Source organism: Bacteroides sp. MSK.18.37 (genome assembly GCF_019129155.2).
GTDB lineage: Bacteria > Bacteroidota > Bacteroidia > Bacteroidales > Bacteroidaceae > Bacteroides > Bacteroides ovatus.
The window spans coordinates 3606432-3622202 of record NZ_JAHOIB020000001.1; the positions used below are offsets into that span (position 1 = coordinate 3606432).

8 protein-coding genes are annotated in these 15771 nt (G+C 41.7%); 7 read left to right on the forward strand and 1 reads right to left on the reverse strand.

The genetic code is table 11. From position 1 onward, the window contains the following. Positions 1 to 8 precede the first annotated feature (8 nt). From KSX81_RS14190 to KSX81_RS14220, 7 genes are all read left to right on the forward strand, one after another. The gene (locus tag KSX81_RS14190; protein WP_004322306.1) at positions 9 to 1784 is read left to right on the forward strand and encodes a RagB/SusD family nutrient uptake outer membrane protein; all 1776 of its coding nucleotides are present in this window, start codon (positions 9 to 11) and stop codon (positions 1782 to 1784) included. 52 nt (positions 1785 to 1836) lie between these two features. Next, a complete protein-coding gene (locus tag KSX81_RS14195; RefSeq protein WP_004322305.1) occupies positions 1837 to 3297 on the forward strand; it encodes a right-handed parallel beta-helix repeat-containing protein in 1461 nt (486 codons plus the stop codon). A 22-nt stretch (positions 3298 to 3319) separates the two neighbouring features. Next, entirely contained in the window at positions 3320 to 4219 is a 900-nt protein-coding gene (locus KSX81_RS14200; RefSeq protein WP_217732408.1) for a fimbrillin family protein, read from the forward strand. Between the two features lie 17 nt (positions 4220 to 4236). Further along, entirely contained in the window at positions 4237 to 6465 is a 2229-nt protein-coding gene (locus KSX81_RS14205) for a fimbrillin family protein (RefSeq protein WP_217726110.1), read from the forward strand. Positions 6466 to 6492: 27 nt separating this feature from the next. After that, positions 6493 to 7395 carry a glycerophosphodiester phosphodiesterase family protein gene (locus KSX81_RS14210; protein WP_004322301.1) on the forward strand — a complete coding sequence of 301 codons (903 nt, stop codon included), beginning with the start codon at positions 6493 to 6495 and terminating at the stop codon, positions 7393 to 7395. A 176-nt stretch (positions 7396 to 7571) separates the two neighbouring features. Beyond that, positions 7572 to 11552 (forward strand): two-component regulator propeller domain-containing protein, encoded by a 3981-nt coding sequence (locus tag KSX81_RS14215; RefSeq protein ID WP_332058575.1) that lies wholly within the window; start codon positions 7572 to 7574, stop codon positions 11550 to 11552. Positions 11553 to 11764: 212 nt separating this feature from the next. After that, entirely contained in the window at positions 11765 to 14323 is a 2559-nt protein-coding gene (locus tag KSX81_RS14220) for an outer membrane beta-barrel family protein (protein WP_004322298.1), read from the forward strand. Between the two features lie 27 nt (positions 14324 to 14350). On the opposite strand, the gene KSX81_RS14225 is transcribed toward KSX81_RS14220, so the two are convergent. Further along, a complete protein-coding gene (locus KSX81_RS14225; RefSeq protein WP_171033843.1) occupies positions 14351 to 15754 on the reverse strand; it encodes a glucoamylase family protein in 1404 nt (467 codons plus the stop codon). Between the last annotated feature and the right edge of the window lie 17 nt (positions 15755 to 15771).

The window sequence follows — 15771 nt, forward strand, 5'->3', positions numbered from 1 at the left end:
AGACGATTATGAAAATAACAAAATATATCATTGGATTAGGGATAATGGCAGGTACAGTCATTAGTTTGCCATCCTGTACAGATCTGTCGGAAACGGTGTATGATCAGGTCATGTCTCAAAACTATTATAATACCAAACAGGATGTTATCAACGCCGTTTTTCGTCCGTTTGAGCATATCTATGAATCCATTGTCAGACGTCATGAACACGAAGAACTGACAGGGGATCAGTTGATAACGCCTACTCGGGGAACTTGGTGGTATGATGGCGGTAAATGGGAAAAATATCATTATCATCAATACGATGACATTAATCAGGAAGACTGGACAAACGAGTGGGAAGGCATGTATGGCGGTATCGGTCAATGCAATCTGGTGTTGGATGATTTGTCTCAATTGAATCCTTCTAAATTTAATTTAAGTGACAGTGAGTTTGATAGTTTTAAAGCGCAACTACGTTGTATGAGAGCTTACTGTTATCTTCGCCTGCTTAATAGTTACCGTAATTGTATCTTAACTACGACTTCTGACCAAGCGGTCAATGAACAGCCGGAAAACCGGAAGCAGGTATCTCCACAGGTTATGTTTGATTTTATCGAAAGTGAGTTGAGAGATGTCTGTCTGGTAGCTTTACCTTCCAAAATCGGACAATCTGGTAATGGCGGTCAACAAGGACAATTTACCAAGGCGGGAGCTGCTGCATTGCTGGTACGTCTTTATTTGAATGCGGAAAAGTGGATTGGACAGCCCAAATGGCAGGAATGTATCGATATGTGTGAGCGTATCACCGGAGGAGAATTCGGTTATTATGCAATCGCTAATAACTGGTACGAACCTTTTGACTGGAATAATGAAATGTGTAATGAAGTAATTCTCGGTTTTCCCGGTTCTTATGGACTGACTAGCTGGCATCTGCAAAATGACAAGAGAACTGTTTACGGACGGGCCCTTCCTTATGGTTGTGAGAAATACCTGAAAATTGAAGGAAATGGCAGCCGAAATCCCAAATATGCACTTTCGCCAAGTTATAATAACCAGCAACCACGTGCATTGTTTGATTATGAATTGGGCATGGTTACGCAGAAATTCGCCAAATATGCAGGCGATAAACGTTATAAACAATATGTAAATACGAGTAATAATACACGGGAAGGTATGTTCTTCATGGAAGGGAAAATAGCTAATTCCAGTATTAGTGGGGGATATGCCAAGAATCCGGATAATCAATATGTCCTTTACCTACTTGATCAAGTGGGACGTTTTGAAGGTAACGCAGAATCCGGTTATATTGCCAACCCGAATTATCAGGAGTCTAAACTGGGAAACGGAGATTTCAACTCGGGGCTTTACTGTGTGAAGTATCCTTTCTATCCGTTTGATGGAGGATATTTTATAGAGTCGGATTATACGGAAATCCGTTTGGCGGAGATTATTTATTCGCAGGCGGAATGCCTTCTTCGTCTCGGACAGGCAGGCGAGGCCGGCAAGCTGTTGAACAGCGTGCGTAAACGCAACTATGAAAACTTTACTGCAGATATCGCTTATCAGCCGGAAGGTAACGTGGTACTTGATCTAAAAGAAATGCTTGATGAATGGGGGCGGGAATTTCTTGCGGAGAGCCGTCGTCGTACGGATTTGATCCGCTTCGGAAGATTTCAGGATGCATGGTGGGACAAGAAACGGGATGCAGATACTCATTATGAATTGTTCCCGTTTTCACAGACCCAATTGGAGCAGAATGAATATCTGAAACAGAATCCCGGTTATCCGGATATTGCCCGTTAAGCGGTGAACTGTAATTATTTCAATTTAGTGTACAAGTTTAAAATGAAGAAAAATGAAAAATAAGTTGCTCACAATATCAAAGATTGGGCTTTTGGCCTTCACTATTTTAGTGAGCCAGGCGTGTCAGGAAGATTATGAGATGGTTGATCCTCCGATGATTACTGATTATGATGATGATCTGGATGAAGAAGTTGTCTTGCAAAAAGGACTGGAAAGTTATTTTGTAACTCAATTCGGTGAAGGGGACATGGATGGTACTTCATGGGATCAGGCAATGGATGTAGCTGGTTTTCGCAAATTATTGAGTGGATCTATCGATCTGTCCAAGAGTACTATTTACATGAGCCAGGGAAAATATGTGATGTCCGAGACCGGAGGACTCGGGGTGATTATCCGCAAAGACATTAAAGCGATCAAAGGAGGATATAGTTTGTTGAGCGAAGGGACAGATCTGACTAATCGTCGTATTGATACGTATAAGACAGTGATCAGCGGAGATGTAAACGGTAATAATCAGGCTGATTCCGGTGATTGCGGACTATTGTTGGTGAAAGGAGGGATTATTGGGATTGAAGGAGTTACTTTTCAATATGGGTACCTTTCTAATAATGATGCCAAGTCTAACGAGTGTGGTAGCGGAATTTATATCAATGGTAACGTCAATAGCACCTCTGTCGAATTAACGGATTGTATTATCAGGGATTGTAAAACGGAAGCTGTCAACGGGCAAGGAGGAGTAGCGGGAGGTACAGCTATTCTTATTGCTTCCGGGAGCTCAAAACTGAACAATGTGAAGTTCCTGGATAATGCGGCGGATAGCCGTGGCGGAGCAATACGGTGTAACAGCAATAAGGCTGTTGTGTTTATGAATAATTGCCTGATAACTGGCAATTCAGTAAGAGAACTTTTTGGGGTCGGTATTCAGATATCATCGGGACATATTTGTATGAATAACACAACCATTGTCGGAAATCCGGGAAAAGGTGCTGCTTTAAACGGGGGAGGTAGTTTCATGCTCGCTAATAGTACGATTGTAGGGCATGATATTGATCAGGAGTATGGCGCCTTTCGATGTGAAACCTCTATTGATGGTGATACTAAGTTTATTAATAACCTGTTGATTTCCGAGAATTCTACCGCTCCAAGCTTCATTTTGAACGGAGCGAATAAAGAAGCTTACTCCATGGGATATAACTTGTATCAGCGAGTTAATAATTTCACAATGGGCGTTTCTGATACTGCTTATCCTACCCTTGTGAATGGCAACCTGACGGAAGAGGGTGTTTATAAGTGGAATATTGACCAGATCGGACAGGTGGGTGGTTATGCTACCAAACAAGCTGTAATCAATGCTGTGAAAAGTTTCAATCCTGCTGCTTCTCCTATGGTTAATTTAGGTGAGGTATTCGTGGAATGGATGGGTGAAGATGCTTTCGGATTGGATCAGCGTGGCGTGACACGCAATCCTGATAAGATGCAAATGGGAGCTTATGATGCTGTATTGTCCAACTGAATCTTTAAAAAGTAATTGTGATATGAAAAACAAATTTTATATAATGACCGCTTTGGTCATTAGTCTGACAGGCTGTTCAAACATTGAAGACGGGACGCAGCCGACCGGCAACTTTCCCGAAGATCATATAATCCGTGTTGTAACAGAAGTGAAGGCTCCTGTGTCGCGTGCCGGATATGATGCAAGTAATCTGGAGAGTTTTGGACTGATCATTCATAACAGTGAAAACATTGCTTATGATTATAATTCGCAAATGGTAAAATCTAATAATGACTGGAATACGGCGGACGGGCAACAAATGCTTTGGGATAATGCAAGAACTCCGGTAACAGTAGTGGCGTATGCTCCTTACATTTCGGAAGCTAGTTTAGACACTCCGTTAGCTATCAACATACAAAGCAACCAAACTACTGAAGAAAATGTGATTGCTTCTGATTTCCTGTTGACTAAATCAATGGTTGATCCGAAACAGGATCTCACCGCAGATGGTAGATTGAAAGTTACTTTGGATCATGCCATGAGCAAGCTGATTATAAAAGTGACGGTAAATAATGGTATGGAAGATGCGGCGATCAGTAAACTGGGCGATATGGCTGTAAATGGTACAATAGCGGGTGGTATTTGTGATTTGTCAGTGCCGGAACCGGTAGTCATTCCACGGGAAGATGCTGTAGCTACAACTATCGCCCCTTATAAGGGTACGGATGGGTATGAATGTATTCTTCTCCCGCAAACAATAATAGAAGGCTTTTCTGTCAATTTCAGTTATGACGGAAAATTGTATATATGGACTGCCGAAGAGCCCATTGAGTTGCAAAAGGGAGTAGAGCATACGCTGACACTGAATGTAAATGAAACGGCACGGTTGGCTACCATGCAAATGAAATATCGGGCAACCGGTCAGATTATCTATCAGAAATAAAAAGGAGGAGATGAGTTATGAAAATTACTAAACATATATTGGCTGCATGTATATTAACGGGTATGGCAGCTTGTGATACGGATAAAGAGATAGCCGTGTTCAATGAAGACTCCGGTGCAATCAAGATCAATGCTGTTATTGATGCTGCATATACCCGTAGTAATCCTACAGGAACAAATGAACAGCAAATGCAATTTAATAATGGAGACCAGATTCTGTTGAGTTGCGAAGATGGTAGTGTGACTTATATGTTGTCTGGAGGGCAATGGGCTCCTACGGATAACTATTATCTTAGGTGGGGAAATGAACCTGTTACTTATTCTGCCTTTTATCCGGTGACTGAAGGAACAAGCGTAGCCAACTTCTCTCTTCCTATTAATCAGCAGAGTTTGGAAAATCTGGCGAGCGCAGACTACATGACTTGCACAGTAGAAGATACTATAAATGAGGGATCAGGTGTCCTTCATCTGAATATGAACCGGAGAATGGCGAAAGTTATCATGACATTGGACGATATAGACTCACAAAGTAAAGCTCTAGGAGTTAAAATCGGTTCCTATCAGGGATATACGGACGGAAATGTTTCATCGGGAACTGCACTTGTTTCACCGTATGTCACCATTCCTGAAGGAGGGAAAGCCGGACAAAGCGGATGTAAATATACGGCGATCGTAGCTCCGGGAGCTGCAAATCCTAATAGTACTTTCGTTTCTTTAAATTACAAAGGGGAAGATCTGGTATTGCCGGGCATTCCTGCAATAAAGGCCGGATTTTGTTATGAATTTACTTTGAAAGTAGAAGGTTCGGTCATTAGATTGAGTGAACCGATTGTCACTCCATGGGAGACTGGTACAATCAATGGGGGAGATGCAACGGAATTGCAATTGGACGCTTATTATGTGAAAGAGCATGCTACAGGGAATGCTACCGGTATGGATTGGGATAATGCAATGGGAGTAGACGGGTTACGCAATCTATTGAGAACTAACACTAACAGTGCGATCACGACTGCGAATGCTAAGAAATTGGATGGTAAGAATATCTATGTGGCAGGCGGTACCTATTTGATAGCAGATCAGGAAGCCGGTCTGAAAATAGAGTATAGCGGATATAGCAAACAAGTCGAAATAAAGGTTGTGTGTGGATATGATCCTCAAAGTACCCGGAAGGATTTAAGCAAGCGTGATCCTGTCCGGTATCTGACTACTTTCACAGGAGATGCAAATAATAACGGCATTGCGGATGCGGGTGATTATTCCTTGTTTACATTAGGAAACCAGATAGATATTACATTTGAAGGTTGTACGTTCTCTTGCGGTTATCATCCCAATGAGAAAATAAATGGCTATAGCGGTGGATTCCTGATTGCGAATGGTAGCAGTGGCAATGCAACATTACAGTTGAATCATTGTATCATTGAAAAGTGCTATAATGCGGGAGTAAATGGTTCAGGTGAGGCTGGTGGTTCCGGTATATTCATGTATAAGGGGACAGCCAAACTAAATCATGTGCAGTTGAGAAACAACAAGGCATCTTCGCGTGGAGGCGCAATTCGCGTCAATGACAGTGGGAGTATTCTTTTTATGAATAATTGCTCCATTACAGGCAATGAAGGCGGACAGTTCGGTTATGCTATTCAAATGTCAAACGGTCATTTATGTATGAATAATACAACTGTTACCAATAATAGTGGTAGAGATGGAACCATTAACGGCGCGGGGAGTATGTTGATTGTAAACTCTACCATTATCGAGGATGGTGCTCAAAATAGCGGGGCTGTTATTCGTTGTGAATCCTGGCCGGCCCGGCAATCATTCTTGATGAATAATATCATCCTGAATAAAAATGCAGCTAATCCGGTTGTTGAAATGTCCGGTGATGATACTCGCCATTTGACATCCAAAGGGTATAATCTGATGGGCGGTACGATCATGCCTGCATCAACCAACAAGTTTACAACATCAGAGTTTGATAAGTATAACAGTACGATTAGCTCTTTAAATGTCGTATGGGATGCCAATCGTTCTGTCTATACTTGGGACGGGAATGTGAATGAGTTTACCCGGACTGCTTCCGACGCTGTTAAGAATGCGATCACAACCGGCTTTAAACCGGATAGTTGTCCTTTCCAGAATTTAGGTGAGGAGTTTGGAAAATGGTTGGAAGAGATGGATGCTTTTTCCACTGACCAGTTGGGGAATCCGCGTGATAAAAATGCGATGTGGCCGGGAGCTTATCAAGAATAATGATACAATTTATTTAAACGAATGACAATGAAAAACTACAAACTGATATGGTTAGGGATATTCTGTTGTTTGCAACCTCTTATATTGTTTGCACAACGGGGAGAAACGATCCGTAAGGCATTTTTAGATCCGAAGTCCGATCAGGTGTTAGTCGTGGCACACCGGGGGAACTGGCGGAGTGCACCGGAAAATTCCGTAGCGGCAATTGATAGTGCCATACAAATGGGAGTGGATATTGTGGAGATTGATATTCACAAGACTAAAGACGGACAATTAATATTGATGCACGATGACCGTGTAGACCGGACAACCAATGGTAAAGGATTGATTAAGGATTATACATTGGCAGAAATCAAGAAGTTGAAACTGAAAGATAAGGATGGAAATCTGACAGAACATATTGTTCCAACATTGGAAGAGGCATTGCTGGCAGGCAAAGGTCAGATTATGTTTAACTTGGATAAGGCGTATTCTGTGTTTGACGAGGTATACGCTGTGCTCGAGAAAACCGGAACTGCCAGTTTGGTGATAATGAAAGGAGGCCAGCCGGTGGAAACTGTCAAAAGTGAGTTTGGAGATTATCTGGATAAAGTGATTTACATACCGGTGATAGGACTTGACGGAAAGGATGGCGAAAAGAAGGTCAGGGACTATATGACACAGCTGCATCCTGCTGCCTTCGAATTGGTTTATTCGGATTCTTCCAGTCCTTTGCCTCGAAAAGTGAAATCGATTATTCTGGGAAAGAGTCGGATTTGGTACAATACGTTGTGGGCTTCTCTTGCGGGAGGGCATGAAGACGATCAGGCTTTAAAAGATCCGGATGGAAACTATGGATATCTGATTGAAGAGCTAGGGGCACGGATTCTCCAGACTGATCGTCCGGGATTCATGCTGGATTATTTGAGAAAAAAGGGATTGCATGATTAATCGTCTGAAGACAATGAGGTAAAATGTATTGTTTGGCACACAGATAACGTCGATGATATAAACAGACGTTATCTGTGTTGCTTTTATCTATTCTCCAAGTGAAAATAAATTTGAGATTTGGCTTAGGTTACTAAAATAGCTATATTTGGCTCACTGAATCGACATGAGTATATAATATGAAAAAGTCAATAATAGCATTTATCAGTCTTATTACTCTTTGTATTGAGCCATTAATGGCATCTGCCGAGTTTTCCTTTAAGAAATATCAGGTAGAGAACGGACTGTCTCATAACACAACCTGGTGTGCAATTCAAGATAGTTATGGCTTTTTATGGATAGGGACAAGTAACGGGCTGAACTGCTATTATGGTAGCGGAAATAAGATTTATCGGAATGTTTTAAATGACAAATATTCTTTAGGGAACAACTTTGTCAGTTCTCTGATGGAAGAGGGTGAAGACCTTTGGATAGGAACAAGTTCCGGACTATACATTTATGATCGCTCTGACGATCATTTCTTGTATTTTGATAAGACAACCAAATATGGAGTGTTTATTAGTTGCGAAGTCAAGAAAATTGTAAAAACGAAAAATGGCTTGATCTGGATCGCTACCTTGGGGCAAGGCATCTTTATTTATGATCCGGCAAAAGATGTTTTGACTCAAAATAGTATTCGGACTTTTTTTGCTTGGGATATTTGCCAGGGTACGGATTCTCTTGTCTATGTTTCTTCTATGCAGGAGGGGTTACTTTGCTTTGATGAAGAGGGAACTTTTCTGCAGAACTATCCGGTTTCATCCGAATTGAGTATTGGCAATCAAAGGATTAACTGTCTCCATAGTATTGAACATGAGATTTGGTGTGGCGTGGGGACGAATTCGTTAGGGTGTTATCAGGAAGGAAGTCGGGAATTAAAAATATATGATACATCTGCAGAGAGTTTCAGTTCTATTCTTTGTCTGATGGACTATAACGGGAAAGAAATGCTGGTTGGTACGGACAATGGCGTTTATTTGTTTGACCGTGAGCGTAAAACATTTCGTAGGGGAGACTCTCCGTTTGGTTTATGGACTTTGAGTGATCCGACTGTACACGCGATGATGTGGGATAATGAAGGCACGCTTTGGGTAATGACTAATTCCGGCGGAATAAATTATATGTCTAAACAGTCGAAGCGTTTTTCTACTTATTCCCTGTCTTTGACGGGGATGGAAAAAGCAGATAGGGGGATAGGACCTTTCTGTGAAGATCGGGAGAAGAATGTTTGGGTGGGAACCCGGAATGGATTGTGGTTTTTCAATTCACAAACTCATTCTTTTTATGAGTATTCTTTGAAGAAATCGAATATAAGATACGATGTACGTAGCTTGTTGTTGGAGGGCGATAATCTTTGGGTGGGAACTTATGCTGAAGGATTGCATGTATTGAATCTGAAAACCGGGAATATTAAAAGTTATACTTATTCCCGTAATATCCCGAATACGCTTTGCAGTAATGATGTACTAAGCCTTTTTAAAGACCGTAAAGGAGAAATCTTTATCGGAACAAGCTGGGGATTATGTCGCTATAATCCGCAATCGGATAATTTTATAACTGTGATTAATGTCGGTGCTATGGCTTCTGTAACTGATATCTATGAGGATATGTACAATAATCTTTGGATTGCGACCTCAAATCGTGGCGTTTTCTGTTATAATACAGTTGGTGAAGAGTGGAAGCATTTTGAACATATCCGGGAGGACCTGACTACTATTACGAGTAACTCTGTGATAACATTATTTGAAGATAGGAAAGGTACGATGTGGTTTGGGACCAATGGTGGAGGATTATGCTCTTTTTCCAAAGAAACAGAAACTTTTGTTGATTTTGATCCGGAAAATGTCTGGTTGCCGGATAAGGTTATTTATTCGATAGAGCAGGATCAGGCAGGTAATTTTTGGATTTCCTGTAATTCCGGGTTATATCAGTTTAATCCGATAAATAAGAATGAGAACCGGCTTTTTACTATAAATGACGGTTTGCAGGGAAATCAGTTCACGGCGCAATCTTCATTGGCCTCATCGACGGGGAAGTTGTATTTTGGAGGAGTGAACGGCTTTAATGTTTTTGAACCGAAAGAATTTGCAGATAACACCTACCTTCCTCCTGTTTATGTTATGGATATCAGTTTTCCTAATTTGAATAATGAGCGGGAAGTGAGGCGGCTGCTCCAGCTGGATAAGCCTTTTTATACAGTTGATAAGATAAGATTACCTTATAAGAATAACAGTCTTACCATCCGTTTTGCGACACTTAGCTATGAAGATCCTCTTAGAAACCGTTATGCGTATATTTTGAACGGAGTAGATAAGGAATGGATTAACAACTCTTCTAATAATACGGCTTCCTATACCAATCTTCCTCCGGGGGAGTATGAGTTTTTGGTTCGTGGTTCGAATAATGACCATTATTGGAATGAAAAGGCAATTTCTTTATGGATTGTGGTTACTCCTCCCTGGTGGCGGACTACTATTGCTTATGTCGTATATGCATTGTTATTACTTGCCGTCATCGTATTTCTTGGTTGGCGTTGGAATTTGTATGTCAGGCGTAAGTATAAACGTCGGATGGAGGAGTATCAGACTACCAAAGAAAAAGAAATGTATAAATCGAAAATCAATTTTTTTATTAATCTTGTACATGAAATACGTACTCCGCTAAGTTTGATTCGTTTGCCGTTGGAGAAATTGAGAGAAGAGGAAATCAAAGGGAAAGAGAACAAGTATATTTCTGTGATAGAAAAGAATGTAGATTATCTATTGGGAATCATCAATCAGTTACTTGATTTTCAGAAGTTGGAAAGTAGTGCTTTGCAGTTGAATTTGAGGAAATGCAATGTTAATGCATTGGTAAGTGATATTTTTAATCAATTCAGCGGTTCTGCGGAGTTGAGAGGACTGACATTACATCTTTGCTTGCCTCGTGAAGAAATTAATGCGATGATTGATTCGGAGAAGATAAGTAAGATTCTCGTAAATCTGATGGGAAATGCGATGAAATATGCGAAATCCAGGATGGAATTGAAAGTATTATCAGTAGATGACGAGGTGAGGATAGCGGTTACTGATGATGGCCCCGGCATCCCGGAGGACCAACACGATAAAATATTTCAAGCTTTTTATCAATTGCCTGACGACCCGGTGGCATCATCTAAGGGTACCGGAATTGGTTTGGCATTTGCAAGATCCTTGGCAGAAGCCCATCATGGGAATTTGTTTCTGGAAAATAATTCCGAGGAGGGGGCTTCATTTGTGTTATCTTTACCATTGGGAGTTGTAGAAACGGAAGATGCATCTGATGGATTGACTGAAACGGATGTTGTAGGTGTTGGAGAAGAAGTGACTTCTGTTTCTGAATTCGGTAATAGGAAATTCACAGTTTTATTGGTGGAGGATAATATTGAATTGTTAAATTTAACTCGAGAAGCTTTAAGTGTTTGGTTCAAGGTGATACGTGCCGGTAATGGAAAAGAAGCACTGGAAATACTTGCACACCAGGGTGTAGATGTTATTGTCAGTGATATTATGATGCCTGAAATGGATGGACTTGAACTTTGTAATCATGTAAAATCCGATATGGCTTATTCTCATATTCCTGTTGTTTTGCTGACTGCAAAAACGACATTGGAATCTAAAGTGGAAGGACTTGAAAGTGGTGCTGATGTATATCTAGAGAAACCGTTTTCTATTAAGCAGCTCCATAAACAGATCGAGAATTTATTAAAACTGCGATTGGCGTTTCATAAACAGATGACGGACATCACAATTGGTTCATCCTCTTCACTTTCGGATTTTGCCATTTCTCAAAAAGATGTAGAATTTATAGACAAGATCAATGCAATTTTATTGGAGCAGGTTGTTAATGAAAATTATTCAATTGAAACATTGGCAGATCAAATGAATATGAGTCATTCTAATCTTTACCGGAAGATGAAAAGTTTGTTTGGTATGCCTCCTAATAACTATGTTAAGAATTTCCGCTTAAACAAAGCAGCTGAATTAATAGCAAATGGTGTTCGAATAGCTGAAGCTGCAGAACGGTTAGGCTTTGCTTCTTCTTCCCATTTTGCAAAATGTTTTAAAGAGAAATTCGGAATGTTGCCAAAAGATTATAGATAACAAGTCTTTTCATGATGGGAAAAATAAGGGGAGGGTAAATGAAGTTTAAAAATACTAGAAATATACTGTAGTAAGATTTTTTATCCATTCGTTTTATATTCTTAACTCCGAAAAATTCGTAAGTGTAGATAAACCAACTACTTTTGGCTCTCGAATTTGCAGCATTTTTGGATGTCTTGCGTCTAATAAACATAAACTAATATATTCTAGTCATGAAACACAGACTGTTACTACTAATTCTATTCGTATTTGCTATCTCCGTGGCGGGGTGGGCACAATCCACAGCTCCTTCTTATACAGTCAAAGGAGTACTTATTGATTCTTTAACACAAGAGGGAGAACCGTATGCTACCATCAAAATAGCAAAGAAAAATGCTCCGGATAAAGCAGTCAAGATGGCGGTGACTGGGGCGAATGGTAAATTTCAGGAGAAACTGAATGTCGCTGCGGGCAATTACATCATCACTATTTCTTCGATTGGTAAAGCGCCGATAGTAAAGGAATTTACTCTAAAACCGTCCGTGAAGGAGGTTGACTTGGGCACAATGATTTCTTCAGAGGCCAATAACGTATTGAAAGGAGTGGAGGTAGTTGCACAAAAACCTTTGGTAAAGGTAGATGTGGATAAGATTGAATATAATATTGAAGATGACCCGGACTCAAAATCGAACAGTATATTGGAGATGCTTCGGAAAGTGCCTTTGGTAACGGTGGATGGAGAAGACAATGTACAGGTGAACGGCAGTAGCAGTTTCAAGATACATGTAAATGGAAAGCCCAATAATATGATGAGTAATAATCCGAAGGAAGTTCTGAAAAGTATGCCGGCAAACACGATCAAATATATTGAGGTGATAACTTCACCGGGAGCTAAATATGATGCGGAAGGTATCGGAGGTATTCTGAATATCGTCACAGTAGGTTCCGGATTTGAAGGATACACGGCTACTTTCAGAGGAAATGCTAATAATAACGGAGTAGGTGCCGGCACTTACGCAATGGTGAAACAAGGTAAACTGACTGTTTCTGCCAACTATAACTACAATTATAATAATAGCCCGCGCAGCTATTCCGACAGTTATCGCGAAAACTACGAACCGGATAAAGAGAATGAAAAATATCTGGAATCGGAAAGTAGCTCCAAGTCGAAAGGGAATTTCCAATATGGCAATTTGGAAGCCAGTTACGAGATTGATACGTTGAGGCTGCTGACCGTGGCTTTCGGAATGTACGGTAGCAGTGACAAAAGTAACAGTGGCGGAAATACGATTATGCACGGAGCTGACCGACAGAATTTTGCGTACCGTTATAGAACCGACAATCATGGAAAAGGGTCATGGTATTCTATCAACGGAAATATAGACTATCAGCGTACTTCCCGAAAGAATAAAGAACGAATGATTACGCTTTCTTATAAAATCAATTCCCAACCCCAAACGAATGATTCATATAATACTTATCTGGATATCGAGCCTGATGAGAATAAACTGGATATCATCAAAGAATTGTCATTAAAGAATTTCCATTCGGACGGAAAGACAAATACGATGGAGCAGACTTTCCAGGTGGACTATACTACTCCGATTGGAAAGCTGCATACAATTGAAACCGGTGCCAAATATATTTTCCGACGTAACTCCAGTGATAATCGGTTTTATGAAGCCGAGGGAGCAAGTGAAAACTATGCATATAATGAGAATCGTAGTAGCGAGTACCGTCATTTGAATCATATTCTCTCTGCTTATGCCGGATATACGCTGAAATACAAGGGATTTACTTTCAAACCGGGATTGCGTTATGAGCAAACCATACAAGAGGTGAAGTATCTGGTGGGTCCGGGCGAGAACTTTGATTCGAATTTTAGTGATCTGGTTCCTTCCGTTTCCTTGGGAATAAAACTAGGAAAGACGCAGAATTTGCGTGGTGGATATAATATGCGTATCTGGCGTCCGGGTATCTGGAATTTGAATCCTTATTTCGATAATCAGAATCCGATGTTTATCAGTCAGGGAAATCCGAACTTGAAGAGTGAGAAGAGTCATTCGTTCGACTTGTCTTACAGCAGTTTTACGTCCAAGTTCAACATCAATCTTTCTTTGCGTCATTCTTTCAATAACAACGGAATTGAAAGAATCAGCCGCTTGATTACTGATAAAGACGGAGAAATCTTTGAAGGCGGGCATAAAGCTCCCTACGGTGCACTGTATAGCACATACGGTAATATCGGAAAGAGCCGGGAAACAGGATTGAACTTTTATTTGAACTGGAATGCTTCTCCTAAAACGAGAATTTACGTCAATGGACGTGGCAATTATAGCGATTTGCGGAGTCCTGCCCAAGAGCTGCACAATTATGGATGGAATGCTTCTGCTTATGGAGGAATTCAGCAGACCTTACCGGGAAAAGTTCGTTTGAGCCTGAACGGCGGAGGTAGCACACCCCGAATCAGTTTGCAGGGAAAAGGTTCAGGATATAGTTATTATAGTTTGGGATTGAGCCGTTCTTTCCTGAAAGAAGAACGTCTTTCTTTGAATATTTATTGCAGCAATGTTCTGGAGAAATACAGAACTTACAATAATCACACAGAAGGAGCTAACTTTATTTCGAAGAGTTCGAGCAAATATCCGAGCCGGTATTACGGTTTCAGTATCAGCTATCGGCTTGGAGAGTTGAAAGCCAGTGTGAAGAAAGCCGCACGAAGCATCGACAATGACGATGTGAAAGGTGGCGGCGGCGGAGGTGGAAACACCGGTGGTGGAGGTGGCCAGTAGACCACTTCCGCACACCGAGATTCCCTCTTATTTCTGTCTCACGTCTTGCTTGTTGGTGTTAAAACCAAGTTTGGTTAATCCGGCTTGTACGTCGGGATGGCTCATGAAGAGTTTCCACAATAATCCGCTCCGGTAGTTTTCGATCATGACAGCAATAGGACCCTGGTCGATAGCCAGATAACGTTGCGGATACCAATTGTCCGTTTCGCTGAAAGCATCGTAGAATCCGAAAGGACCGAACACTTTATCTCTCATACTATATAGATGGCGCATCACTTGCATGGAATATTCCGGTGTATAGACAATGGATGAAAGCGCGGCGGTAGGGGAGATTACTCCTTTGTCCTCCTGCTCATTGGGCGAATGAGCCGCATATCCATCGACGGAGTAGCTGGCAGTCAGTCCCCAACAATCCGGTCCGAAACCTTTGTAATGTTTAGGGTTGCGGATGCAGTAAGCACGGTTGACTAGTGTCAGGTTGCGCATTTCGTGGAAGTAGCTGGGGCAGTATTCATCTTTCAGTCCCACTGGGTCAAGTCCGAGGAAAGAGTATTGAGCCCAGAAAAGCGGTCCGGCTTCGGTGCCCTGATAGCGGAGGTGCAACTCGATTCCTTCCACTTTATGCGGAGAAACGATGGCTCCGTTCTGTGCCCAACCGTCATGATAGACAGCCGCAGGTACTCCATGGGTAGGAGAAGCGGCGGCAAGAATATACATAATCATACATTCGTTGTAGCCGTGTACAGGGAAATTCATTTCCCAGCCATACGTCGGACTCCAATGCCAGTAAAGAACGTTTTGCCCGCCTTGCCGATACCAGTTCCAGTCGACATCCCGCCAAATCTGGTCGATCCGTTGGGCGAGGGCTTTCTCTTTCTCGTTTCCGTTGACGTAATATTGGTGTACGGCCAGCAGCCCTTGGATGAGGAAAGCGGTCTCTACCAGATCGCCCCCATTATCTTTCTGGCCGAATGGTTTCACTTTGCCCGTATCACCATACCACCAATGAGGGTAGGCTCCGTGGAAACGGTCTGCCTTTTCGAGGAAAGAAACGATGCGTTCCATTCGTGCCAGTCCCTCTTCGCGGGTGACGTAACCGCGGTCGATTCCCGCAAGGATAGCCATGATGCCGAAACCGCTGCCGCCGGAAGTGACTACGTTGGCATCGTTTTCTGGATAAACGCCGTCCACATGATAACGTTCGGGAGCTAAGCCGCTATTCGGCTCGGCACCTTCCCAGAAATAGAGGAAAGTCCGTCGCTGGACGGTATCCATCAGGGCGTCGTCCGATAACGAGTCGGTGGCTGTGGAAAGGTTGTTGCTTTTGCTTTTCCCTTTACAGCTCTGGAAAGTCAGGGCAACGGCGGATAGAAATAGTAACATGAGCGGAAGTGCACTCATTTCTATTATTCTTTTATATTTATCGTTCATAATCAAGGTGATAAAAG